Here is a 22,445-nt window from a genome sequence, read left to right on the forward strand (position 1 = left end):
GTCCTCATGCAGGGGTTTTGCGCGCCACCGTCCCCAGCGGCACGTCAAGCCCGGCGGGCATGACGAACAGCTCGATCTGGTCGCGTGACAGGTTCCAATGGTCGATTGCCAGCTGCCCCGCCGCCGCCGCGTCGCCCGCTTCGATGGCGGCGATGATGGCGTCGTGCTGGGCGCTGGCCTCATCCAGGTTTTCCGCCATCCGGGCGTCCTGAGGGCGGTAGAAGGTCATGCCGATGCGGGCATGGTCGATCAGCAGCCGCTGAAAGGACGGCAGCAGATAGATGTTGTCCGCCATTTCGCCGGTGATCTCGTGAAAACGGTTGTTGGCCATGGCCCGGTCGGCGCTGGAGCCGGTGCGCAGGGCGGACTTGAAGGCTTCCTGCGCCTCTTTCAGCGCCGCGATCTGCGCGGGCGTGGCGTGTTTGGCTGCCAGTTGCATCACCGCGCCATAGATCATCGGCGCCGCCAGGAAGAAATCGCGCAGGGTCATGTGCGACATCTCGCTGACCCGCGCACCGCGGTTTTCCCGCAGATCCACATAGCCTTCGCCCGCCAGCTGGCGCAGCACCTCGCGCAGCGGGGTGCGCGACAGGCCCGACTCCTCAGAGAGTTTCGCCTCATCCAGATCGGCGCCGGGGCGCAGCTCCAGCGTCATGATCGCGGTCTTCAGGCCGCTGTAGAGCGCAGCCTTCCGGTTCTTTGAGGCGTCTTTCATGGGCTTCTCTCCTGCCGTTGCTGCGGAGCGGGATTCTTGGGTTCGCGGGTTCTATGACATAAAAATACATATTGTGTACACAGGAAAAATATGGTGTGTGCAATCAGCGGGCGCTTCGCGGCTTGCGGCAGGCGGGGCAGGGGGCCTAGCCTGTCCGGGCTGCAAGGGCAGTGCAGCCAGGCCCGCCCAGCGTTTCTTGTCAGGCGGTTGACCCATGACCAAAACCCAGCATTTTGCCTTTCTGCTGGTGGAGGAATTCTCCCACCTCGCCTTTTCCTGCGCGGTGGAGCCGCTGAGGATCGCCAATCTGGTCAGCGGTCGGGATCTTTATGACTGGTCGTTCGGATCGGAGAACGGCGAGACAGCGACCTGCTCCAACGGATCGGTGACGCTGGTGCATTATGGTTTCGATGCGATCCCGAAGTGCGACCGGCTGTTTGCGCTGTCGGGCATCCATATGCGCAAGCATGTGACCAAACCCTTGCTGGCGGCGCTGCGCCGGGAGAAGGCGCGCGGCGTTGCGGTCGGCGCGCTGTGCTCCGGTGCCTGGGTGCTGGCAGAGGCCGGGTTCCTGGACGGCATGCAGGCCGCGATCCACTGGGAATACCACGACAGCTTCATGGAGGCCTTCCCGGAAGTGAACCTGGTGCGCAGTGTGTTTGTGGCGGATGAAAAGCATGTGACCGCCTCTGGCGGCACCGCCACGGCGGATCTGATGCTGCACTTGATCGAGAGGATGCACGGCTATGACCTGGCGGTCGCGGTGGCCGACCAGATGGTCTATAACGCGGTGCGCAATGCCACCGCCGAGCAGCGCGTCTCGCTGCAATCGCGCAACGGAATGCGCAACGCCCATCTGGCCCGCGCGATCCAGATGATGCACGACCACATAAGCGATCCCATTTCCCCCGCCCGCATTGCAGAGGAGATCGGCATTTCCACCCGACAGCTGGAGCGGCTGTTCGGCAAGTATCTCAACACCTCACCCAAGAAATACTCGATGGAGATGCGGCTGGAGCGTGCCCGCAACCTGCTGATCCAGACTGAGGCCTCGGTCACCGAGGTGGCACTGTCCTGCGGTTTTGACAGCCCGGGGCATTTCTCGCGGGTTTACAAGGCGGCCTTCAACGTGACGCCGATGCTGCAGCGCGGGCGGATCGGGTGAGACAGCCGGAAACCGGCACCCGCCTGAAATTTCCGGTCTGGCCTTCAAAGATGTTTTCCTCATATTGAAATGAAGCCCTTTCATCCCAGCCCCCAGGCCAGGAGCCGCAGATGTCCCGCCGCCACTACAACCTGCCGCCGCTCACCACCTTGGCTGCGTTTGAGGCCGCGGCGCGGCATCTGAGCTTTAAGAACGCGGCGCAGGAGCTGTCGGTGACCCCCGGCGCGGTCAGCCATCAGGTCAAGGCGCTGGAGGCCGAACTGCAGGCGCCGCTGTTTCAGCGCAAGCACCGGGGCGTGGAGCTGACCGAGGAGGGCGAGGCGCTGTTTGAAACCCTGGCCTCGTCGTTTTCCAAGATCTCCCTCAGCCTCAAGACCATCCGCGACCGCCAGACCGGCGATACGGTGACTATCGGTTCCACCTCCGCTGTCGCCTCGCTGTGGCTGTCGCCCTCGGTGGTGCGGTTCTGGCGCAAGCACCCGGATGTGAACGTCAACCAGATCGTCAACGACCGGCCGCTGCGCAGCATGCCGGATGTGGATTTCTATATCCGCTACGGGCGCGAGCGGGATAACCGGCTGGAACAGACCGAGCTGTACCGCGACCATCTGGTGCCGGTCGGCAATGCCGAACTGGCCGGGAAACTCACTGGCTGCCCGCTGGAGGAACTGGCGCAGCAGCGGCTGCTGCACCTGGAGTCCGACGACAGGAGCTGGACCACCTGGGCGGACTGGTTCCAGCAGCTGGGGTATGGCGGCCCCATTGCGCCGGGCGTGCGGGTCAACAACTATGCGGTGGCGCTGCAGGCGGCGCAGGACGGGGTCGGGCTGGTGCTGGGCTGGCAGCGGCTGCTGAACCCGCTGCTGACAACCGGCCAGCTGGTGCCGATCGGCCCGCATGTGCTGGCGGCGCCGCACGGGTTCCATCTGGTCGGCCGCCCGGACACGGAATTGTCGGAATCCGCCCGATTGCTTCGCAATTGGGTGATTGACGAGGTCAATCGAAGCTCGGATGAATCCAGCTAATCCCAGCGCGAATTTTCCTGATATTGAGTGAATCCCCTCTCTGCCTTCAATGGCGCAAAACGCGCACATCTTTTCCCAGGTTTGGAGAGACCCAGATGAACAAGCATGACACGCTTGCCCCGGTGATGGCTCCGGTCAATGTCGCAAACGGCCTGCCGAACGCTCATTACATCGACCCCGCCGTCTTTGCCGAAGAGAAACGCTCGGTTCTGTTCAAAAACTGGTCGGGCATCGGCTTTGGCAAGGACGTGCCGGAACCGGGCTATGCCAAGCCGGTGGATTTCCTGGGCATGCCGCTGCTGATCGTGCGCGACAAGACCGGCGAAATCGGCGTCTTTCAGAACACCTGCCGCCACCGTGGTATGATCCTGGTCGAGAAACCCGGCAAGATCCGCGGCGCCATCCGCTGCGCCTATCACAGCTGGTGCTATGGCCTGGATGGCCGCCTGGTCTCCACCCCGCACGTCGGCGGCCCCGGCAACAACAAGCATGAAGACATCAAGCTGGACGAGCTGGGCCTGGTGCGCATCCGCTGCTATGTCTGGCGTGATGTGGTGTTCGTAAACGTCGACGGCTCCGCGCCGGAGTTTGAGGAGGCACACGCCGGCCTGCTGGAGCGCTGGAAGGAGTTTGAGACCCCGTTGCATCACGGCGGCGAAGGCTCCGGCTTCAAACTGGAAGTCAAAACCAACTGGAAACTGGCGGTCGAGAACTACTGCGAGAGCTATCACCTGCCGTGGGTGCACCCGGGCCTGAACAGCTATTCCCGGCTGGAAGACCATTACAACATCGAGGTGCCGGGCCACTACTCCGGCCAGGGCACCCTGGTCTACCGCCAGCTGAAGGGCGAAAACGGCGAGGTGTTTCCGGATTTCGAGGGCCTGAGCAGCAAGTGGGACGAGGGCGGCGAATATGTGGCTGTCTATCCCAACGTCCTGCTGGGTGTACAGCGCGACCACGCGTTTGCGATCATCCTGGAGCCGGTCGATACCGAAAACACCGTCGAGCACATCGAGTTGTATTATGCGAAGTCCTCCGACGATACGCCGGAACTGGAGCAGCTTCGCGATGAAAATGCGAAACTGTGGAAGACCGTGTTCGAGGAAGACGTCTTTGTCGTCGAGGGCATGCAGAAGGGCCGCCACGGCGAGCTGTTTGACGGCGGCCGGTTCTCACCTGCGATGGACGGGCCGACCCATAACTTCCACGCCTGGGTGGCCGATCAGGTGACCAAGGGCCGCGAGGCATGAGCTCTTTCCTGAAGGACGGGCTGGCCAGGAACTTCCTGGCTGGCGAATGGGTAGAAGGCGACGGCGGTGCGCGCATAGCCGTCGAAGACCCGGGCAACGGCAGCCACGCGGGCGACTGCGCACTTGCGGGTGAGGAAAGCCTGGCAAAGGCGCTGGAAGCGGCGCGGACGAGTTTCGAGCGCGGCGATCTGGCCGCGATGAAGCCCGCAAAGCGCGGCCAGCTGATGCAGCGCATCGCGGCGGAGATCCGCGGCATCGCGGACGAAGGCGCAGAGCTGCTGTGCCGGGAAAGCGGCAAGAGCCTCAGCGCCGCCCACGACGAATTCGAAGAGGCCGCACAGTATTTCGAATACTACGGCGGCATGGCCGACAAGATCGAAGGCAAGTCGATCCCGCTCGGCCCCGATTACGCTGACTTTACGGTTTATGAGCCTTACGGCGTCTCTGCCCAGATCGTGCCGTGGAACTTCCCGGTGTCGATTGCGGCGCGGTCGCTGGCGCCTGCGATGGCGGCGGGCAATTCGGTGATTATCAAGTCGCCGGAGCTGGACCCGATGGCGCTGGCGATGCTGGGCGTGGCGCTGGAACGCGCCGAGGTGCCTGCCGGGGCGGTCTCAATCCTGAACGGCATCGGCTCTGAACTCGGCGCGCGTCTGGTGGAAAGCCCGGCGGTGGATCAAATCGTTTTCACCGGCTCGGTGCCGACCGGCCAGGCAATCCTGCGCGCAGCCGCCAGCCCGGTGACACCCGCGCTGATGGAGCTGGGCGGCAAGTCCGCTGCGGTGGCCTTTGAGGACGCCAATCTGGACACGCTGATGTCCTCCCTTCAAAGCGGTATTTTTTACAACGCCGGGCAGGTCTGCTCTGCCATGTCGCGGGTGCTGGTGCACCGCTCGATCTATGACGAAGCGGTGGAGCGCGCTGCAGCGCTGGCAAACGGCCTCAGCGTCGGCCACGGGCTGGAAAACCCCGGCCTGACCCCGGTGATCTCTGCCCGCCAGCTGGACGGCATTGAAACCCTGACCGCGACCGCCCGCCACAGCGGCGCGCGTGCGGCCTCCGGCGGGGCCCGGCTGGAGCGGGAGGGGTATTTCATGGCGCCGACAATTCTGGCGGATGTGGACCCGGCGGCCCGCGTGGCGCAGGAGGAAATCTTTGGCCCCGTCACCTGCTTCACGCCTTTTGATACCGAGGCGGAGGCGATCGCGATGGCAAACGGCACCGAATTCGGGCTGGTGGCCGGTGTCTTCACCCGCGATCTGGCGCGGGCGCACCGGGTGGCGAACCGTCTGCGGGCGGGGCAGGTGTTTGTGAACGAATGGTTCGCGGGCGGCATCTCCACCCCCTTCGGCGGTGTCGGAAAATCCGGTTTTGGGCGCGAGAAGGGCTTGGAGGCGCTTTATAATTACGTGCGCACCAAGAACATCGCGATCTCGCTGAAAGGCTGAGCCATGAACCGCGACGAGCTCGACCGGGCGCTGCTGCAGGCGCATGAGGACAAGGACAGCGTAGAGCAGGTGCGGCTGTACACTCTGGCCGGTGATCAGGCGGAGGCCGCGGGCAACATTGATGCGGCCTGCTTCTACCTGACCCACGCCTTTGTCTTCGCGCTGGAGGCCGGGCTGCCGGAAGCGAAAGAGCTGAACCGCCGCCTGGCGGAGCGCGGCCGCGCGCATCCGCTGGAGCTGTGATACACGTTTCAGGGTGCCGTTCCTGCGGGGACGGCACCCTGCTTTGGCCGGCAGGGGAGGGCCGGCCAATCTATTCAGGGAGGTAAGGGCATGATCCCCAGCAAAATGGCGGCGGTTCTGCTGACCGGCCACGGCGGCATCGACAAACTGGAATACCGCACCGATGTGCCGGTGCCGCAGCCCGGGCCGGGCGAGGTGCTGATCCGCGTTGCGGCGGCGGGGATCAACAATACCGACATCAACACCCGCATCGGCTGGTATTCCAAGGCGGTCGACGCCGACACCAACGCTGGCGGCGCCACAGGTTTTGACAGCGTCAATGACGACGACGCCAGCTGGTCCGGCAAGCCACTGGAATTTCCCCGTATTCAGGGCGCGGACGCCTGCGGGCATATCGCGGCAGTGGGGGAGGGTGTTGATCCTGCCCGCATCGGCGAGCGGGTGCTGGTGCGCAATATGCTGCGCTCTTACGTCGATTACCGGCCTTATGAATGCTGGACCTTCGGCAGCGAATGCGACGGCGGATTTGCCCAGTTTGCGGTGGCGCCCGCGCGCGAGACCCATGCGGTGAATTGCGATTGGTCGGATGCGGAGCTGGCCTCAATCCCCTGCGCCTATTCCACGGCGGAGAACATGCTGCACCGTGTCGGCTTGGGCGCGGAAACAGTGCTGATCTCCGGCGCGTCCGGTGGTGTGGGTTCCGCCGCTGTGCAGCTGGCCAAACGCCGCGGCGCCACCGTGATTGCGCTGTCCTCTGCCGCCAAGGCGGAGGAGGTGCTGGCACTGGGGGCGGACCGCGTTATCGACCGCAACGCGGATCTGCGGGCAGAACTGGGCGAGGGGTCCATTGACGTGGTGGTTGATCTTGTGGCCGGTGAGCAATGGCCCGCTTTTATGGATGTTTTGCGGCGCGGCGGGCGTTACGCCACCGCCGGCGCCATCGCCGGGCCGATCAGCGAAATCGACCTGCGCACGCTCTACCTCAAGGACCTGACCCTGATGGGCTGCACCTTTCAGGAGGATGAGGTGTTCGCCAATCTGATCGCCTACATCGAGGCCGGTGAAATCCGCCCGCTTGTCGCCAAGACCTATCCGCTGAGCGAGATTGCCACGGCGCAGGAGGATTTTCTGAGCAAGAAACACACCGGCAAGCTGGTTCTGATGATCCCCGAGGTTGAGGCATGAAGATCAGAAAGATCGAACTGTATCAACTGGATCTGCCATACTCGGGCGGCGTCTACAGGCTGTCGGGAGGGCGGGAGTACCGCAGTTTTGATGCCTCTTTCGTGCGGATCACCACCGATACGGGGCTGGAGGGCTGGGGCGAAAGCACGCCATTCGGCTCCAGCTATATCGCCGCGCATGCGCTGGGTGTGCGGTCAGGGATTGCGGAGATTGCACCGTACCTGCTGGGCCGCGACCCGCGGCAGATGGACCGCATCAATGAGGCGATGGATGAGGCGCTGCTGGGCCATAACCATGCCAAATCCGCGATTGATCTCGCCTGCTGGGACCTGTTCGGAAAGTCGGTGAACATGCCGGTCTGCGAATTGCTGGGCGGCTCCACCGGCAAGCGCTTGCCAGTGATCTCCTCGATCTATGCGGGCAGCCCCGAAGACATGCGCGCCCGCGTCGCGCGGCACCGCGAGATGGGATACCTGGGCCATTCGGTGAAGATTGGCGCGCTGGATGCCGAGGGCGGCCCGGAGCTGGACGCCGAGCGCATCCGAGCGTCGCTGGCCGACCGGCAGCCGGGCGAGTTCTTTCTGGTGGATGCCAATGGTGGCCTGACGCCGGAAACCGCGCTGCGGATGCTGCGGATGCTGCCGGAGGGGCTCGATTTCGTGCTGGAAGCCCCCTGCAGGACCTGGCGCGAGACCATGTCGCTGCGCAAGCGCTGCACGGTGCCGATCATCCTGGATGAGCTGGTGCAGCAGGATGAGGACATCGCGCTGATGCTGGCACAGGATGTGGCCGACGGTATCGGCCTCAAGATCTCCAAGGCGGGCGGGCTGACCCATGGGCGGCGGCATAGGGACATCTGCCTGGCTGCCGGCGCCACTGTCAGCGTGCAGGACACCGTCGGCTCCGCCATCGCGTTTTCTGCCATTGCCCATCTGGGCGCCACGGTGCCGGAGCGGTCACTGCGCTGCATTCTGGATTGCCGCGATATGGTGACGCTGAAAACCGCCGAGTTCGACGCGCCGGTCAAGGACGGCGGCGTTCTGGTGCCGGATGCGCCGGGGTTGGGGATTACCGTCGACCGGGATCTGATGGGCGCGCCGCAGGCCGTCTGGGACGCCTGAATACGCAGTATTTGGTAGAATCAGTTTCAACCGCCTGTTGCGACTGGCAGGCACGCTGGCCCGCCCTGGCTGGGCCTGCCGGAAAGGCGTTGCCGTTTCTGCCTGTCAGCTTTGACGGTTTCCCGAGCATCGTGAGCGCCAACAGTCTGATAAAAGCGCGCAGTGCACAGGAAATTGGGGAACAGGCCGGGGGACAGCCTTGCCATTCGGTGCCGAATTTGATTCGAGTGCGCCGGAAATCAGGACAGGCTGTGCGGATGTGCGGAAAACGGCGTTTTGTGCGTTTTCTTTGCCGCCGCTGCCGGAACGGGGTAAGAACCGCCACGGGATTCGGCCTTGGAGGGACGTAGCGCAAATATGAAAACATTTAACTTGAGAAAGGGGCTGGATCTGCCGGTGACAGGCGCACCGGAACAGACAATCCACCCGGGCCCCGCCATCACCTCGGTGGCCGTGCTGGGCCCCGACTATCTGGGTCTGAAGCCCCGCATGCTGGTGCAGGAAGGCGATGATGTCCAGCGCGGCACCCCGCTGTTCTGCCATAAGGACGCGGAAGACGCCGTGATGGTGGCGCCGATGACCGGCAAGGTCGTGGCGATCAACCGCGGTGCGCGCCGCGTGCTGCAAAGCGTGGTGATCGAGATTTCGGATGCCGAGGACAAGGGCATTGATTTCTCCGCCGTTGGCGATGCGGATACCGCCGAGGGCCTGACCGCCAAACTGTGCGCGGCCGGCCTGTGGAGCGCGTTCCGCACCCGTCCCTATTCCAAGATGCCGCAGCCGGGCTCCAAGCCCGAGGCGATTTTTGTGACCGCGATGGACAGCGAGCCGCTGGCCGCCGATGCCGCAGTGATCATCAATGACGCTGCGGAGGCGTTCGAGGCGGGCCTGAAGGCAATCACCCTGCTGACCGACGGCACCACCTTCCTGTGCCAGAAGGCAGGCGACAGCATCCCCGGCACCGGCGTTGCCGGTGTGGAAGCGGCCGCCTTTGACGGGCCGCATCCCTCGGGCCTGGCCGGCACCCACATCCACTTCCTGCACCCGGTCCGCGCGGACGATCAGGTCTGGACCGTGTCCTATCAGGACGTGATCGCCATCGGCCGCCTGCTGATGACCGGTCATCTGGACCCCTCTGTCGTGGTTGCGCTGGCCGGTCCCGCTGCGCGCGCGCCGCGTCTGGTCCGCACTGTGTCGGGCGCCTCCACCGACGAGCTGACCCGCGGCGAGATCGCCGTGGACGGCCCGGTGCGGGTGATCTCCGGTTCGATCCTGTCGGGCCGCCAGGCGGCAGGCCCGCTGGCCTACCTGGGCCGCTTTGCGCGCCAGGTCGCGATCATCGAGGAAGACCGCGAGCAGATCCCGATGGGCTGGATCCGCCCGATGCCCGGCAAATACGCCGTGCAGCCGGTGCTGGGCTCTGCCCTCAGCCGCAAGCTGTTCAACCTGACCAGCAACCTGAACGGCGGCCGCCGGGCGATGGTGCCCACCGGCACGTTTGAGCGGCTGATGCCGCAGGACTACCTGCCGACGCAATTGCTGCGCGCGCTGCTGGTGATGGACACCGACTCCGCACAGGAACTGGGCGCGCTGGAGCTTGACGAAGAGGACCTGGGCCTCGTCGGCTTTGCCTGCCCGGCCAAGTACGAATACGGGCTGGCGCTGCGCGACAGCCTGACCAAGATTGAAAAGGAGGGCTGAGCCGGATGGGATTGCGCAGCTTCTTTGACAGGATCGAGCCGCATTTCGAGAAGGGAGGCAAGTACGAGAAGTACTTCCCCGTCTACGAAATGGTGGAGTCCTTCCTTTATACCCCGAAAACCGTCACCACCGTGGCGCCGCATGCCCGCTCTTACATCGATATGAAGCGGATCATGACCTATGTGGTGATCGCCACCATCCCCTGCATTCTGTGGGGCATGTACAACACCGGCTTCCAGACCAACTCCGCGATTGCGATGCTGGGGGCGGACGCGGCCACCGGCTGGCGCGTTGCGGTGCTGCAGGCGCTGGGGATTTCGCTGGATGCGTCGAACCCGCTGGCCAATATCGCGCACGGGTTCCTGTATTTCCTGCCGCTTTATATTGTGACGCTGGTTGCGGGCGGCATCTTTGAAGTCATCTTTGCCACCGTGCGCGGCCATGAGGTGAACGAGGGCTTCCTGGTGACCTCGATGCTGTACACGCTGATCCTGCCGGCCTCGACGCCGCTGTGGCAGGTGGCGCTTGGCATCATCTTCGGCGTGGTGATCGGCAAGGAAGTTTTTGGCGGCACCGGCAAAAACTTCCTGAACCCGGCACTGACCGGCCGTGCGTTTCTGTATTTCGCCTATCCGGCCAATATGTCGGGCGACTCTGTCTGGACCCCGGTTGACGGCTTCTCCGGCGCGACCGCGCTGGGGGTCTCTGCTGCTGACGGTTTCCAGGCACTGGCCGCCAAGGGCATTGAATGGTCGGACGCCTTCTATGGCACCATCCAGGGCAGCTTTGGCGAAACCTCGACGCTGGCCTGTGCCATCGGACTGGTCTTCCTGCTGGCCACCAAGATCGCCAACTGGCGCCTGATCGTGGGCTGCCTGGGCGGCATGATCGCCTTCTCGGTGCTGCTGAACCTCATTGGCTCTGACACCAACCCGATGTTTGCGATGCCGTGGTACTGGCACCTGGTTCTGGGCGGCTATGCCTTTGGCCTGGTGTTCATGGTGACAGAGCCGGTTTCGGCCAGCCACACCAACGCGGGCCGCTACATATATGGCGCGCTGATCGGTGTGATGGTGGTGCTGATCCGGGTGCTGAACCCGGCCTTCCCCGAAGGCATGATGCTGGCGATCCTGTTCGGCAACGTCTTTGCACCGCTGATCGACTACTTCGTCGTGCAGGCAAACATCAAACGGAGGGCGCGCCGCTATGGCTGATACCCAAAGCAAGGGCCTGATTGGCCGCTTCCTTGCCGCATCGCCGGATTCGGTTGGCAAGACCGTGTTCATCGCTGTCGCCGTCTGCCTGGTGGCCTCGATGATCGTGTCCACCGCCGCCGTGTCCCTGCGTCCGGTGCAGGAAACCAACAAGAAGCGCGACAAGCAGCTGAACGTTCTGCAGGTGGCCGGCCTTTATGAGCCGGGCCAGAATGTGGCCGAAGCCTTTGCCGCGTTCGAGCCGCAGGTGCTGGATCTGGAAACCAACACCTTCACCGACCAGTTCGACGCTGCCACCTTCGACGGCCTAGCCGCCGCGCAGGACCCGGAACTGAGCCGCGAGCTGGAGAACGACCCGGCGGGCATCGGCCGCCAGTCGCGCTACAAGACCGTGTATCTGCTGCGCGAGGAAGACGGCGATCTGGACAAGGTGATCCTGCCGGTCCACGGCTATGGCCTGTGGTCGACCCTCTATGGCTTCATCGCGGTGGAGGAGAACGGCAACGACATCTTTGGCCTGCAGTTCTATCAGCACGGCGAGACCCCGGGCCTGGGCGCCGAGGTGGACAACCCGCGCTGGAAAGCGCTGTGGCATGGCAAGGAGCTGCGGGATGAAGACGGCGATCTGGAGATCACCGTGTCCAAGACCGTGCCTGCCGCCGGCCCCGAACACCACATCGACGCCCTCGCCGGTGCGACGCTGACCTCTGTCGGGGTCGATAACCTGGTGCGGTTCTGGATGGGCGAAGAAGGCTACGGGCCGTTCCTCAAGTCACTGCAAGCGGGAGAGTTCTGATGTCCCAGAGCAAGAAAGACATGCTGATCGACCCGTTGGTCGACAACAACCCGATCACCCTGCAGGTGCTGGGCATCTGCTCGGCGCTGGCGGTGACCTCGTCGCTGCAGGTGGCCTTTGTGATGACCCTGGCGGTGACTTTTGTGACCGCGTTCTCGTCGATGTTCATCTCGATCCTGCGCAATCAGATCCCCAGCTCGATCCGGATCATCGTGCAGATGGTGATCATCGCCTCGCTGGTGATCCTGGTGGACCAGGTGCTCAAGGCCTACGCCTTTGAGATCTCCAAGACCTTGTCGGTCTTTGTCGGCCTGATCATCACCAACTGCATCGTGATGGGCCGCGCCGAGGCGTTCGCCATGAGCAACCCGCCGGTGGCGTCCTTCATCGACGGTCTGGGCAATGGTCTGGGCTATGGCCTGATCCTGATGCTGGTCGGTGTGGTCCGCGAGTTGTTCGGCTCCGGCTCCCTGTTCGGCATCACCATTCTGGAAACCGTGAACAACGGCGGCTGGTATGTGCCGAACGGCATGCTGCTGCTGCCGCCCTCGGCGTTCTTTGTGATCGGCCTGCTGATCTGGGGTTTCCGCACCTGGAAGCCGAACCAGGTGGAAGAGCGTGAATATAAAATCCAATCCGTGGAGGCGCACTGATGGAAGGGCTGATTTCACTCGCCGTTAAGGCCATCTTTGTCGAGAACCTCGCGCTTTCCTTCTTCCTGGGCATGTGCACCTTCATCGCGGTGTCCAAGAAGATCTCCACCGCGCTGGGGCTGGGGATTTCGGTGATGCTGGTGCAGGCCATTACTGTGCCCACCAACAACCTGCTGCTGACTTACCTGCTGAAACCCGGCGCGCTGGCCTGGGCGGGCTTCCCGGATGTGGATCTGACCTTCCTCGGCCTGATCTCCTATATCGGGGTGATTGCAGCGATGGTGCAGATCCTGGAGATGATCCTCGATAAGTATTTCCCGCCGCTTTACAACGCGCTGGGGGTCTTCCTGCCGCTGATCACGGTGAACTGCGCGATCCTGGGCGGTTCGCTGTTCATGGTGGAGCGCGACTACAACTTTGCCGAAGCGGCAACCTACGGCCTCTCCTCCGGCTTCGGCTGGGCGCTGGCGATCACCGCGATGGCGGGCGTGCGCGAGAAGCTGAAGTACTCCGACGTGCCGGATGGCCTGCAGGGCCTGGGCATCACCTTTATCACCGCGGGTCTGATGGCGATGGCCTTCATGTCCTTCAGCGGCGTCAAACTGTAAGGGAGAGCGCGGAAACATGGAAACTTTCACGCTCGGCGTTGTCCTGTTCACGGTGATCGTGCTGGCGCTGGTGGCCATCATCCTGGCCGCCCGCTCCCGCCTGGTCGCGACCGGCAATGTCAACATCACCATCAACGGTGAAAAAACCATCTCGGTGCCTGCGGGCGGCAAGCTGCTGCAAACGCTGGCGGCAGAGAAGCTGTTCGTCCCCTCCGCCTGCGGCGGCGGCGGCACCTGTGCCCAGTGCCGGGTGCGGGTGCATTCCGGCGGCGGCTCGATCCTGCCGACCGAGGAAAGCCACATCACCAAGCGCGAGGCCGCCTGCGGCGACCGCCTGTCCTGTCAGGTTGCGGTCAAGCAGGACATGGAAGTCGAAGTTCCCGAAGAGGTCTTCGGCGTCAAGAAATGGCGCTGCAAGGTGCGGTCGAACGACAACGTGGCGACCTTCATCAAGGCGCTGGTTCTGGAACTGCCCGAAGGCGAGGATGTGAACTTCCGCGCCGGCGGCTATATCCAGATCGAGGCGCCGGAGCACCAGCTGGCCTATACCGACTTCGACATTCAGGAGGAGTACCGCGAGGATTGGGACCGCTTCAATCTGTGGCAGTATAAATCCGTCGTGGACGAGCCGATCGAACGCGCCTATTCGATGGCGAACTACCCGGACGAAAAGGGCATCATCATGCTGAACGTCCGTGTGGCGTCGCCGCCGCCGGGCTCCACCGACATTCCGGCGGGCAAGATGTCGTCCTACATCTTCAACCTGAAGCCGGGCGATGAAGTCACCATTTCCGGTCCGTTCGGCGAGTTCTTTGCCCGCGACACCCAGAAGGAAATGGTCTTCATCGGCGGCGGTGCCGGCATGGCGCCGATGCGCAGCCACATCTTTGACCAGCTGAAGCGCCTGGAGAACCGGGACCGCAAGATCAGCTTCTGGTACGGCGCGCGCTCGAAGAAGGAGATGTTCTTTGTCGAGGACTTCGACCAGCTGGCTGAGGAGTTCGACAACTTCGAATGGCACGTGGCGCTGTCCGATGCGCAGCCGGAGGATGACTGGAAAGGCTACACCGGCTTCATCCACAACGTTCTCTATGAGGAATACCTCAAGGATCACCCGGCGCCGGAAGACTGCGAATTCTACATGTGCGGCCCGCCAATCATGAACCAGTCGGTGATCAACATGCTGCTGGACCTGGGCGTCGACCGCGAGGACATCATGCTCGACGACTTCGGCGGCTGAGCCGGAGTGCACAGAGGAAAACCAAAAGCCCCGGATGGAAACATCCGGGGCTTTTTCACGTCTTCAGGCGAAAGCAGGGAAGGGGGTGCCTTGCGTACACCCCCTGTGCACCGTGCGTGCACCGCCTGTGCTGCGGCCTGGACCACTTGGCATATCAGGCAGCCAAGCCCGTTCAGATCCGTGCCGCGGGGCACAGCGGGTCATTCAGCCGCCGGCAACGGACGCCGCTGCCGCCAGGCACCGCTGTGCATCTGCAGCGAGGCTGACCAGGATTTCGCCGGCAGGCGGCGCAGAGCGGATCAGCCCGATACCTTCGCCGGCAAAGGCGGTCGCGACATCCGGATCCCCGGCATCCTGAGCCGCCGCCCATTGTGCCGCTTCGGCGCCCGTTCCCAGCCTCAAGGCGTCTTCGGAGCCGTGCCATTTCCGGATAAACGGGTTGCGCAGCACCCGGCCGTTGTAGCGGCCGGGCCAGTCAATACCGCGGACCACGTCCACCACCCGCGTGCGGATGGTGTCGTCCCCCGTTGCCGACAGCGCGCGCGCCAGAATGCGCGGGTGCACCAGCGCCTCGCGCGAGGCCCAGAACCGGGTGCCGATCACCGCACCGTCCGCCCCCAGCATCAGGGCCGCAGCCAGACCGCGCCCGTCGGTGATGCCCCCGGCCGCGCACAGCAGCGCCTTGCTGTTCCGGTGCGCGATCTCGTCAGCGATTTCGGGCACCAGGGCAAAGGTGCCGCGGGCCTCGCCATGGCCGCCGGCATCCGCCCCCTGGGCGACAACGATGTCCGCGCCGCAGTCCAGTGCCTGCCGCGCATCGCGCAGGGTCTGGACCTGGCAGATCAACGGCACGCCGGCGTCCCGGACCGCCGGTGCAAAGGGTGCCGGATTGCCGAAGGACAAAAACAGCGCCGCCGGATCGCGCGCCAGCACCTGATCCAGCAGATGCGGCTGTTGCGCAAGCTTCCAGGTGATCAGTCCGCAGCCCGCGCGCGTGCCGGCGGCGATATCGAACTGCTGATTGATCCACGCGGCATCGCCGTAGGCGCCCCCGATCATGCCCAGCCCGCCGGCATCCGTGACGGCGCTGGCCAGCGCGCCGCCCGCAGCAAAGGCCATCGGCGCCTGGATCACCGGACAGGCGATCCCCAGCGCCTCTGTCAGCCGGGTCTTCATTGCGCCTGGGCCCGGTGCTCCTGCACCGGCAGGCCGCCGATGCCCCAATCCTCCAGCGGGACCTCGTCGATCACCACAAAGGTCGTCGCAGGGTTTTTGCCCAGAACATCGTGCAACAGGCCGGTGACACCAGCAATCAGCTGCGCCTTCTGGTCTGCACTCGGGCCGGTGCCCTCGGGGCCGCCTTCGCGCGTCACCTTAATATTCACATAGGGCATCGGTCAGTCCTTCCGCGGGGCATATGAGAACACTTTTGCAACGATGCGCCATTCGGCGCCGTCGCGGACAAGGGTCAGCAGATCGTGATACTCCCGCCCCATCATGGTCATGCGGGCGCTGACACGGGCCAGCCTGCTGCCGGCAAAGGCAATCTCCAGGATCTCCTCCTGGCGCGGCTCGCCGCGCCTGGCCGGCGGCTCGCGCCCGTCCACGCGGCCCATGTAGGTTTCAAGATCCAGATACAGCTCATCGCCTTCGGTGGCGCAGACATAGGCCAGCTGCGGGTGAAACACCTGGCGCAGCATGGTGCTGTCGGCCTGATGCAGGCCTTCGAAATAGGCCTCCATCAGGCCGCCGACCTTTTTGTGGTCTGCGGGCGTCATTGGATCAGCCCCTCGGCGCGCATCGCCGCCTGCGCCGACGGGCGGGCAGCGCAGCGGCTTACAAATGCAGCCAGCCGGGGCCAGCGGGCCAGGTCGATGCCGGTGAAATTGGCCCAGTTCGAGACCACGAACAGATAGGCATCAGCGACGGAGAAGCGGTCCGCAACCAGCCACACGCGGCCATCCTCCAGCTGCGCCTCGATGATATCGAACTTGCCTGCAACAGCGGTGCGCGCCGCATCTCTACCGGCCTCGGATGTGCCCTCGCGGAACAGCGGGCCGAATGCCTTGTGCAATTCGGTTCCGATCCAGTTGAGCTGTTCCTGCATCCGGGCCCGGTCCATTGTTCCGGCGGCGGGCGCCAGGCCTGCATCCGGGCTGCTGTCGGCGATATACTGCAGAACCGCCGCTCCTTCGGTCAGGACGCTGCCGTCGTCCAGATGCAGGGCCGGCACATAGCCTTTGGGGTTGATCGCGCGGTAATCTGCGCCGCTTTCGGTGCGGCCCGCCGCGGTATCGACGGCCTCGATTTCAAACGGGCGGCCGGTTTCCTGCAGGGCGATGTGGCTGGCCAACGGGCAGGCGCCGGGTTTGTAGTACAGTTTCATAACAATCTCCTGTGTTGATTGATACGTCCTGACTACCCGCCGAAATGATAGATTGATAATATTGTGTTTTCACCAATATGATTAGAAAAACTGAACAAGTTGCAGGCCGATGAAACACGACCAGCTCATTGCCCTGGAGGCCATTGTCTCAACCGGCACGTTCCGCGGCGCGGCCGAGCGGCTGCACAAATCGCAGTCCGCCATCAGCCACACAATCCGCCAGCTGGAAGAGGAACTGGAATTGGAGCTGTTCAGCCGTGCGGCCTACCGGCCCGTGCTTACACCGGCGGGTGAGATTTTCTACCGCGAGGCGTCGCGGGTGCTGCGGCAGATGCAAGGGCTGCGCAGCACCGCAGCCCGGCTGCGTGCCCGCGAAGAGCCGGAGCTGACAGTAGCTGTCAGCGCAACCATGGATCTGGATCCTTTGCTGCCGGTGCTGGCGGACACCGGGCAGCGCCACCCGGCTACCCATCTCCGGCTGCGGATGGAGATGATGGGCGGCCCGATTGCCCGGCTGATGGAAGGCAAGGCGGATATCGCGCTTGCGTCCCTGGACGGGGTACCCCTGGATGACGTGGAGGCGGAGCCGGTTGCAGAGGTGATAATCCGGCCGGTGGCCAGCCCTGCCTTGAACCTGGCCGCCGGCTCCCGTGCGCTCTCGGTTTCCGAGATGCAAGGCCATGTGCAGGTGGTCGCCGCCGGCACGGGCGGCGCGGCGCACGAACAAAGCCGCGATTTGCTGCCCGGCGGGTTGAAATGGACGGTCTCCGATCTCACCGCCAAGAAAAAGGTGATCCTCGCCGGTCTCGGCTGGGGTGGTCTGCCTGACCACATGACCCAGGACGAGCGGCGAACCGGGGCCTTGCTGCCCCTCAGCGTGGAAAGGTTTCCGGTGCGGCGCACGATGATTTTCAAGATGAGACGCAGAGATCAGCCGCCCGGCGCCGTGGCGGATGAGCTTTGGCACAGGATCGGGGCTGCCGGGCGCTGACACCGCCCGCCACTGCGGGCCCTTAGAACCTGAGGCGGCGCGCCGGGGTGGCCGGGCAGGGGGATGGGGCAGCAATGAGGGCACACTCCAACACCGAGCAGCCGCTCAGGCTGGGCTGAAGAATCCGGCCTTCTCAGCGATCCATGGTTTGTTCGTCCGCGATGACAGGCGCGCTGACGGGCTGGGCCAGGAGGCCGGGCGGCCCAGTCCGGACATTGCTTAGTCTTCGGCCAGCCAGCCGATGACCGCACCGCTGCCAAAGGCGATCAGAGCCACCGTCACGGAAATACCGATTGTCACAGGCTCACGCTCATCGGTGGCGGGCAAGGTGAACTGATCAAGGTCGATCCCGTAGCGCTCAAAAAGCGCGCGAAAAGCGGCCATGGCGTCTGGGTCGCTTTCAAGCTGCTTCTGGATCACCGGGCCATAGGCCTTGATGACGGCATCGTAATCCTGCCGCTCAAGCGCATCGGACAGCAGTTCGACAAGCCGGGCTATAAGCGCGTCGAGCGCAGCAGGATCGCTGGCGGCGCGCTCGCCCCTGCCGTGGGTCGTGCGCGGCGCGGTCGTGATCGGCGGCGGACCGAACGGGCCGCCGGGCCAGGGGTCGAAGGGATCGGGAAAGGGCGGAAAGGTTGGCGGAGGGACAAAGATGGTTTTGGTCGGGTCGAGTTTCGCAGGCATTGCTTTTCTCCGGATCGGATTGAGTTAATCGACGTATTTCTTCCACAGCTTCTTGCCGGTGCTGCCCGTGGCGAGGCCCGCCGCGAACAGCCCGGTGACGGCAATGAACGCAGGGACAAAGCGTTCGCCGTCATCGGAAGAGAATTTTTCGATCAGCTTTTCGATAATGGCATTCTGGATGATGATCGGCAGGATGATGGGAAAGGGCGGAAGGAAGGCGCGATTGTCATCCTCATCGTCTTCGATCAGCTCTCCGGCCAGCCAGACGCCGCCGGCAACCACCCAGGGCGCCAGAAACCAGACGGCGCGCTCGTCAGCGTTGGGCGAGCTTCCGGGCTCGCCTGCTCCTGCGATCGCCTTGTCGATCTGCCCTTGTGCATAGGGCATTTTTCGAAGGTTTTTCAGCCAATCGGGCAGCAGAATGCACCCGCGGTCAAGACCGGCCATGGACAGCGCATCGAGCGGCGGCGCTTTGGTATCGCCCATCGTTCGGCTGGACCGGTTTCCCGATGCGGCCGCGGCCGGAGCTGTGCCATTGCCGGTCTCAGGCGTGCCGCGTGTGCTGCTGCTGCCCGTGCCCGCCCCCGAAACGGCGCCGGAGTTTTCCAGCATGGCAACCAATTCCGACAATACATCCTCGACCGAGCGTTCGCCCGTTTGCGACCGCTCATCCGGGGAAGGTTTGGTTCTTGTGCTGCGCTTTCCGCGCGGATCAGAATATGTTTTCGACATGAATAGACCTCCCTTTGCTTGGAGTTTTAAACTTCAACTAGGTATGGACGCGCCGATGAGGTCTTGCGCTGCACCTGTCAGAGCAAGCACTGCGGCGTCTGTGATGTCGTCTGGATGTTCTCCTCCTTTCATGAATTGAATGATGGTTTCGAGAACGGTCTGCGCCCTTTGCCGGAACGCGATGTCGCTCTTGAGCAGCGAAAGGATAATGAAACGCCGGGTGTTCAAATATGCGAGGATGGCCTGACCCGCGGCACTGGGCGCAAGGTAGGCGGCGGTGAAATCATCAATCAGGCCGATGTCGGCAAGGGCGGGGCTGCCGCGTAGCGCTTCGATAAGAGGCGAAATACCCTCCAGCGCCCGGGCCGCATCGACCCTGCCGTATCCGTAGAACCGGCTGTGGCCGGTATTGTCGTATTCGCCTTCTTCCGCATCTATCTGGACAGCAGTTGACCGCAGGATGGCGCGGACTTCGGCGCCGGTCAGTGAAGGGCAGACCGACAGCATAAGCGCGGCGACACCCGCCACCAGCGGCGCGGCCGATGACGTTCCGCCGAAAAAGCTGGTATAGCCCCCGTTGGACGACGTGGTGATCGACCGGAAACCGCCGCTGCTCGGGGCGCAGACGTCGATCTCGGGGCCGAAATCGCTGTAGCCGGCGCGTTTGTCGATATCGGTCGAGGCGGCGACGGCCAGCGTCTCGGGGTGGCTCGCCCATTCATCGTCTGAGACCGCCTCATTGCCGTTGCCTGCCGCCCACACTATCACCGCGCCGCGCCCCTGCCGGCCGAGCGCGATGGCTTCTTCCATCGCCGCGCGCACCACGTCGGGCAGGATCCAGGGCCGCCCGTCATAGCCGAAACTGCAGGAAATCACATCGGCCCCCTGCTGCCAGGCCCAGGAAAACGCCTCCGCCATCCTGACATGCTCGCTGATACCGGCCCGGCGAATGGGCATCAGCCGGCAATTGGGCGCAATGCCCACCACATCGCCCGTGCCCCATCCGGCCACTGCCACGCCCGCGCAAGAGGTGCCATGGGACGATGCCATGGGGGCTGGATCAGTGTCGCCATCGGCGGCGTCAAAGGGCGCCACGATCTTGCCCGGCGCGGAAAACGACGGATGAGCAAGCTCAACGCCGCTGTCTATGATGCAGACAACGATTTCGGGCGCGCCGCGGGTGATACGCCAAGCGGCGCGCGCGTTGACATCCGCGCCCGGCAAACCGCCTCCCTGGCCGGTATTTTCGAGGTGCCATTGTTCTGCGAAAAGGGCATTCGGCGGTGCCTCGGCGCGGCGCTCGGGGACCTCCTCTATGAAATTGGGCGACGCAAAGCGCACGCCGGGTTCGCCGGCCAGAGCCAGAGCAAGCGCAACTCCGTCCTCTTCGGGTATTGTGACAAGCCATGCGGGGGCCGAAAGCGGCAGCCGCCGCAGGATCCTGGCGCCGTAGCGGGCCAGGGTGGCCAGGGCGGCGTCCTCGGTGATGTCCGTCTCGAACCCCACCGCGACCTCGCCGGTGGGCAGCAAGAGCGCCCCAGTCTCGTCCAGCACCGCTGAGAACGCGCGCCCGCCAAACGCGGCCCGGAGCGAGCGCTCAGCACGGTTTTCGTCCTCTGTTTCGAGTTTGGCCTCGGCTTCGCGCAGGATGGGGATCAGGTCCTCAATCCGCCGCAGCTCTGTGGCGCGTTCGTCGATCAATTCGCCGTTGACGACCAATTGGAAGCGTTTGCTGCTCAGGGGCACGGTACGCCAGCCTGGCAACGACACTGCGCCGCGTTCGGGATCGACGGGGACAACCATGGCGGATCTCAAACGTTGCCCTGCGCGCAGTTCACCTCCGGCGAAATATTCTACCTTTACCATACGTCACTTTAGCACATGCACGTGAGTCGCCAGAAACAGAAAGCCCGGACAAGGGCGGCGGAAACAGGGGGCCGGGCGGCGGATTCGAAAGCCTGGGCGGCTGCCGGTCACGCCGGGCGCGGCGGCCTTGCTGATGGATTGGCCGGGGCTGAGCGGCTACCGGACCGGGAGGCCCGGCTCAACCGCAACCGCGCGGGTCTTGGCAGCCAACCCGCTTGGAGCGGAGCCTTTGGCGTGATCCCGGCCGCCTTTGGACCGCACGGCGCGTCCTGATGAACGCGGGTGATGGATGTGATGATAAGGGCCACGCATCCGGGGGGATGTTCTTTTAAAGCATGGAAAATTAGACAAATACCCGCTTTTGCAGGCTGCGCCAGGGCGTGCTGTCGCGTAAAGTATGGATTATCATGTCCATCATCCGCCGCCCGGCCATCGCACGGCGGAACGGCGGTTTTCAGGCATCGCCCGGGCCCTCCCGCACGATGCGGCGCAGGCCCGGGCTTTGGTCAGCTTCCCGGGCCGGTTCAGATACCGGTGGCACCCGCTGATGCGTTCAGCTCAGCCGACAATCATCTGCTTCATGCGCAGGGCTTCGTATTCCAGCTCCTGCAGGCGGAAGTTCACCACGTCGCCCACGGTGATCATACCGCAAAGGCGGTCGTCCTTAACCACCGGCAGGTGGCGGAAGCGGCCCTCGTTCATTACCTTGGCAACGTCGATCAGCAGGTCGTCCGGAGCGCAGGTCTTGACGTCGCGGGTCATGATGTCCTCGACCAGCTGCGGCAGGGTGTGGCCCGGCGTTTCCGCCAGCCGCCGCACGATGTCGCGCTCCGACAGGATGCCCTGCAGCGCACCGTTCTGATCGGTCACCACCAGCGCGCCGATGCGCTTGTCGCGCAGGGCCTCCACCGCATGGCCGACGGTGTCATTCGGGCGGATTGCAAAAACCGCGTCGCCCTTGGCCTCCAGTAGTTTCGCAACGGTCGACTGGCCGTGCGACAAATTCGACTCGGGCGACTGGCTGTGGCTTTCCTGGCCGGCCTTGTCGCCCCGGGTCGGAGGCTGGTATGAGAACGGTGCCATGCGCGGGTCTCCTCCTATCCTGCATCAGGTCATACCCCCCATCTTAACGGCGGATTGCGATCCGGAAAGGGGCGAAATGACGCGAGCGCTAACAAAGGCCGGAAAACAATATGTTCGATTCCCTCTACCTGACCCCCGTGACCGGCGCGCTGACTGTGTTCCTGGTGGTGGTCTGCGGCCATCTGTACCGGCAGAACTGGAAGTCTGAGGCACCGGACGCGCGGCTGAGGGCGTGGCTTTACGGCGTGCCGGCTGCGATTGGCCTCTTGGCGCTGGCCTTTGTGCCGCTGAAGTTCTGAGGCTGCATTTGACTCTGGCGCGGGGCAGGGGCATAGCAGC

At 64.0% G+C, this 22,445-nt stretch carries 24 protein-coding genes; 15 read left to right on the plus strand and 9 right to left on the minus strand.

Translation table 11 applies throughout. The features are described from left to right. Positions 1–4 precede the first annotated feature (4 nt). The gene (locus tag ACTRWG_RS05780) at positions 5–715 is read right to left on the minus strand and encodes a GntR family transcriptional regulator (RefSeq protein WP_027233931.1); all 711 of its coding nucleotides are present in this window, start codon (positions 713–715) and stop codon (positions 5–7) included. 214 nt (positions 716–929) lie between these two features. Here ACTRWG_RS05780 and ACTRWG_RS05785 point away from each other — a divergent pair, with 214 nt between their 5' ends. From ACTRWG_RS05785 to nqrF, 13 genes are all read left to right on the plus strand, one after another. After that, positions 930–1,880, plus strand: a complete 951-nt coding sequence (locus tag ACTRWG_RS05785; protein ID WP_027233930.1) for a GlxA family transcriptional regulator — start codon at positions 930–932, stop codon at positions 1,878–1,880. 110 nt (positions 1,881–1,990) lie between these two features. Beyond that, on the plus strand, positions 1,991–2,905 hold the full coding sequence (locus ACTRWG_RS05790) for a LysR substrate-binding domain-containing protein (RefSeq protein WP_027233929.1): 915 nt from the start codon (positions 1,991–1,993) through the stop codon (positions 2,903–2,905). Between the two features lie 95 nt (positions 2,906–3,000). Further along, complete coding sequence (locus ACTRWG_RS05795; protein ID WP_462829087.1) at positions 3,001–4,155, plus strand: aromatic ring-hydroxylating oxygenase subunit alpha; 1,155 nt, start codon at positions 3,001–3,003, stop codon at positions 4,153–4,155. Continuing rightward, the gene (locus tag ACTRWG_RS05800) at positions 4,152–5,603 is read left to right on the plus strand and encodes an aldehyde dehydrogenase family protein (protein ID WP_462829088.1); all 1,452 of its coding nucleotides are present in this window, start codon (positions 4,152–4,154) and stop codon (positions 5,601–5,603) included. Before ACTRWG_RS05795 ends, ACTRWG_RS05800 begins: the two co-directional genes overlap by 4 nt. Before the next feature lie 3 nt (positions 5,604–5,606). After that, the gene (locus ACTRWG_RS05805) at positions 5,607–5,846 is read left to right on the plus strand and encodes a hypothetical protein (RefSeq protein ID WP_462829089.1); all 240 of its coding nucleotides are present in this window, start codon (positions 5,607–5,609) and stop codon (positions 5,844–5,846) included. 90 nt (positions 5,847–5,936) lie between these two features. After that, complete coding sequence (locus ACTRWG_RS05810) at positions 5,937–7,031, plus strand: alcohol dehydrogenase family protein (RefSeq protein ID WP_462829090.1); 1,095 nt, start codon at positions 5,937–5,939, stop codon at positions 7,029–7,031. Beyond that, on the plus strand, positions 7,028–8,152 hold the full coding sequence (locus ACTRWG_RS05815; RefSeq protein WP_027233924.1) for a mandelate racemase/muconate lactonizing enzyme family protein: 1,125 nt from the start codon (positions 7,028–7,030) through the stop codon (positions 8,150–8,152). Before ACTRWG_RS05810 ends, ACTRWG_RS05815 begins: the two co-directional genes overlap by 4 nt. Before the next feature lie 357 nt (positions 8,153–8,509). Next, complete coding sequence (locus ACTRWG_RS05820; protein WP_027233923.1) at positions 8,510–9,853, plus strand: Na(+)-translocating NADH-quinone reductase subunit A; 1,344 nt, start codon at positions 8,510–8,512, stop codon at positions 9,851–9,853. Between the two features lie 5 nt (positions 9,854–9,858). Next, the gene (locus tag ACTRWG_RS05825) at positions 9,859–11,067 is read left to right on the plus strand and encodes an NADH:ubiquinone reductase (Na(+)-transporting) subunit B (RefSeq protein ID WP_027233922.1); all 1,209 of its coding nucleotides are present in this window, start codon (positions 9,859–9,861) and stop codon (positions 11,065–11,067) included. Beyond that, positions 11,060–11,863 (plus strand): Na(+)-translocating NADH-quinone reductase subunit C, encoded by an 804-nt coding sequence (locus ACTRWG_RS05830; protein WP_027233921.1) that lies wholly within the window; start codon positions 11,060–11,062, stop codon positions 11,861–11,863. Before ACTRWG_RS05825 ends, ACTRWG_RS05830 begins: the two co-directional genes overlap by 8 nt. After that, the gene (locus ACTRWG_RS05835) at positions 11,863–12,516 is read left to right on the plus strand and encodes an NADH:ubiquinone reductase (Na(+)-transporting) subunit D (protein WP_027233920.1); all 654 of its coding nucleotides are present in this window, start codon (positions 11,863–11,865) and stop codon (positions 12,514–12,516) included. The genes ACTRWG_RS05830 and ACTRWG_RS05835 overlap by 1 nt, the downstream gene beginning before the upstream one ends. Further along, positions 12,516–13,124, plus strand: coding sequence for an NADH:ubiquinone reductase (Na(+)-transporting) subunit E (gene nqrE / locus ACTRWG_RS05840; RefSeq protein ID WP_027233919.1), 609 nt, complete (start codon positions 12,516–12,518; stop codon positions 13,122–13,124). Before ACTRWG_RS05835 ends, nqrE begins: the two co-directional genes overlap by 1 nt. Before the next feature lie 16 nt (positions 13,125–13,140). Further along, on the plus strand, positions 13,141–14,364 hold the full coding sequence (gene nqrF, locus ACTRWG_RS05845; protein WP_027233918.1) for an NADH:ubiquinone reductase (Na(+)-transporting) subunit F: 1,224 nt from the start codon (positions 13,141–13,143) through the stop codon (positions 14,362–14,364). 204 nt (positions 14,365–14,568) lie between these two features. Here nqrF and ACTRWG_RS05850 read toward each other — a convergent pair whose 3' ends face one another. From ACTRWG_RS05850 to gstA, 4 genes are read right to left on the minus strand one after another with little or no spacing between them, the layout of a single operon-like run. Beyond that, positions 14,569–15,540: an NAD(P)H-dependent flavin oxidoreductase gene (locus ACTRWG_RS05850; RefSeq protein ID WP_462829091.1), complete on the minus strand. Its 972-nt coding sequence runs from the start codon at positions 15,538–15,540 to the stop codon at positions 14,569–14,571. Then, positions 15,537–15,758, minus strand: coding sequence for a tautomerase family protein (locus ACTRWG_RS05855; RefSeq protein ID WP_027233916.1), 222 nt, complete (start codon positions 15,756–15,758; stop codon positions 15,537–15,539). Before ACTRWG_RS05855 ends, ACTRWG_RS05850 begins: the two co-directional genes overlap by 4 nt. 3 nt (positions 15,759–15,761) lie before the next feature. Beyond that, positions 15,762–16,142 carry a nuclear transport factor 2 family protein gene (locus ACTRWG_RS05860; protein ID WP_462829092.1) on the minus strand — a complete coding sequence of 127 codons (381 nt, stop codon included), beginning with the start codon at positions 16,140–16,142 and terminating at the stop codon, positions 15,762–15,764. Continuing rightward, positions 16,139–16,750 carry a glutathione transferase GstA gene (gstA, locus tag ACTRWG_RS05865; protein ID WP_462829093.1) on the minus strand — a complete coding sequence of 204 codons (612 nt, stop codon included), beginning with the start codon at positions 16,748–16,750 and terminating at the stop codon, positions 16,139–16,141. The genes ACTRWG_RS05860 and gstA overlap by 4 nt, the downstream gene beginning before the upstream one ends. A 109-nt stretch (positions 16,751–16,859) precedes the next feature. On the opposite strand from gstA, the gene ACTRWG_RS05870 reads away from it, so the two are divergent. Then, positions 16,860–17,741: a LysR family transcriptional regulator gene (locus ACTRWG_RS05870; RefSeq protein WP_462829094.1), complete on the plus strand. Its 882-nt coding sequence runs from the start codon at positions 16,860–16,862 to the stop codon at positions 17,739–17,741. Between the two features lie 219 nt (positions 17,742–17,960). On the opposite strand, the gene ACTRWG_RS05875 is transcribed toward ACTRWG_RS05870, so the two are convergent. The 4 genes from ACTRWG_RS05875 to ACTRWG_RS05890 all read right to left on the minus strand — a co-directional run bounded on the left by ACTRWG_RS05875 (position 17,961) and on the right by ACTRWG_RS05890 (position 22,106). Further along, a complete protein-coding gene (locus ACTRWG_RS05875; protein ID WP_259959654.1) occupies positions 17,961–18,425 on the minus strand; it encodes a hypothetical protein in 465 nt (154 codons plus the stop codon). A 24-nt stretch (positions 18,426–18,449) separates the two neighbouring features. Beyond that, the gene (locus tag ACTRWG_RS05880; RefSeq protein WP_462829095.1) at positions 18,450–19,157 is read right to left on the minus strand and encodes a hypothetical protein; all 708 of its coding nucleotides are present in this window, start codon (positions 19,155–19,157) and stop codon (positions 18,450–18,452) included. 33 nt (positions 19,158–19,190) lie between these two features. Next, a complete protein-coding gene (locus tag ACTRWG_RS05885; RefSeq protein ID WP_462829096.1) occupies positions 19,191–20,960 on the minus strand; it encodes a S8 family serine peptidase in 1,770 nt (589 codons plus the stop codon). 621 nt (positions 20,961–21,581) lie between these two features. Next, on the minus strand, positions 21,582–22,106 hold the full coding sequence (locus ACTRWG_RS05890) for a CBS domain-containing protein (protein ID WP_027233909.1): 525 nt from the start codon (positions 22,104–22,106) through the stop codon (positions 21,582–21,584). 110 nt (positions 22,107–22,216) lie between these two features. On the opposite strand from ACTRWG_RS05890, the gene ACTRWG_RS05895 reads away from it, so the two are divergent. Further along, a complete protein-coding gene (locus tag ACTRWG_RS05895; protein WP_027233908.1) occupies positions 22,217–22,405 on the plus strand; it encodes a hypothetical protein in 189 nt (62 codons plus the stop codon). The last annotated feature ends 40 nt before the right edge of the window (positions 22,406–22,445 follow it).

The sequence above is a fragment of the Leisingera sp. G5_S3_59_S7 genome (assembly GCF_054968485.1).

Coding starts and splice junctions, on each gene's coding strand:
- nqrE (WP_027233919.1), top strand. CDS start 12,516: ATGGAAGGGCTGATTTCACTCGCCGTTAAGGCCATCTTTGTCGAGAAC.
- ACTRWG_RS05850 (WP_462829091.1), bottom strand. CDS start 15,540: ATGAAGACCCGGCTGACAGAGGCGCTGGGGATCGCCTGTCCGGTGATC.
- ACTRWG_RS05860 (WP_462829092.1), bottom strand. CDS start 16,142: ATGACGCCCGCAGACCACAAAAAGGTCGGCGGCCTGATGGAGGCCTAT.
- ACTRWG_RS05830 (WP_027233921.1), top strand. CDS start 11,060: ATGGCTGATACCCAAAGCAAGGGCCTGATTGGCCGCTTCCTTGCCGCA.
- nqrF (WP_027233918.1), top strand. CDS start 13,141: ATGGAAACTTTCACGCTCGGCGTTGTCCTGTTCACGGTGATCGTGCTG.
- ACTRWG_RS05835 (WP_027233920.1), top strand. CDS start 11,863: ATGTCCCAGAGCAAGAAAGACATGCTGATCGACCCGTTGGTCGACAAC.
- ACTRWG_RS05795 (WP_462829087.1), top strand. CDS start 3,001: ATGAACAAGCATGACACGCTTGCCCCGGTGATGGCTCCGGTCAATGTC.
- ACTRWG_RS05820 (WP_027233923.1), top strand. CDS start 8,510: ATGAAAACATTTAACTTGAGAAAGGGGCTGGATCTGCCGGTGACAGGC.
- ACTRWG_RS05825 (WP_027233922.1), top strand. CDS start 9,859: ATGGGATTGCGCAGCTTCTTTGACAGGATCGAGCCGCATTTCGAGAAG.
- gstA (WP_462829093.1), bottom strand. CDS start 16,750: ATGAAACTGTACTACAAACCCGGCGCCTGCCCGTTGGCCAGCCACATC.
- ACTRWG_RS05870 (WP_462829094.1), top strand. CDS start 16,860: ATGAAACACGACCAGCTCATTGCCCTGGAGGCCATTGTCTCAACCGGC.
- ACTRWG_RS05815 (WP_027233924.1), top strand. CDS start 7,028: ATGAAGATCAGAAAGATCGAACTGTATCAACTGGATCTGCCATACTCG.
- ACTRWG_RS05790 (WP_027233929.1), top strand. CDS start 1,991: ATGTCCCGCCGCCACTACAACCTGCCGCCGCTCACCACCTTGGCTGCG.
- ACTRWG_RS05785 (WP_027233930.1), top strand. CDS start 930: ATGACCAAAACCCAGCATTTTGCCTTTCTGCTGGTGGAGGAATTCTCC.
- ACTRWG_RS05880 (WP_462829095.1), bottom strand. CDS start 19,157: ATGTCGAAAACATATTCTGATCCGCGCGGAAAGCGCAGCACAAGAACC.
- ACTRWG_RS05895 (WP_027233908.1), top strand. CDS start 22,217: ATGTTCGATTCCCTCTACCTGACCCCCGTGACCGGCGCGCTGACTGTG.
- ACTRWG_RS05780 (WP_027233931.1), bottom strand. CDS start 715: ATGAAAGACGCCTCAAAGAACCGGAAGGCTGCGCTCTACAGCGGCCTG.
- ACTRWG_RS05810 (WP_462829090.1), top strand. CDS start 5,937: ATGATCCCCAGCAAAATGGCGGCGGTTCTGCTGACCGGCCACGGCGGC.
- ACTRWG_RS05855 (WP_027233916.1), bottom strand. CDS start 15,758: ATGCCCTATGTGAATATTAAGGTGACGCGCGAAGGCGGCCCCGAGGGC.
- ACTRWG_RS05890 (WP_027233909.1), bottom strand. CDS start 22,106: ATGGCACCGTTCTCATACCAGCCTCCGACCCGGGGCGACAAGGCCGGC.
- ACTRWG_RS05885 (WP_462829096.1), bottom strand. CDS start 20,960: ATGGTTGTCCCCGTCGATCCCGAACGCGGCGCAGTGTCGTTGCCAGGC.
- ACTRWG_RS05805 (WP_462829089.1), top strand. CDS start 5,607: ATGAACCGCGACGAGCTCGACCGGGCGCTGCTGCAGGCGCATGAGGAC.
- ACTRWG_RS05875 (WP_259959654.1), bottom strand. CDS start 18,425: ATGCCTGCGAAACTCGACCCGACCAAAACCATCTTTGTCCCTCCGCCA.
- ACTRWG_RS05800 (WP_462829088.1), top strand. CDS start 4,152: ATGAGCTCTTTCCTGAAGGACGGGCTGGCCAGGAACTTCCTGGCTGGC.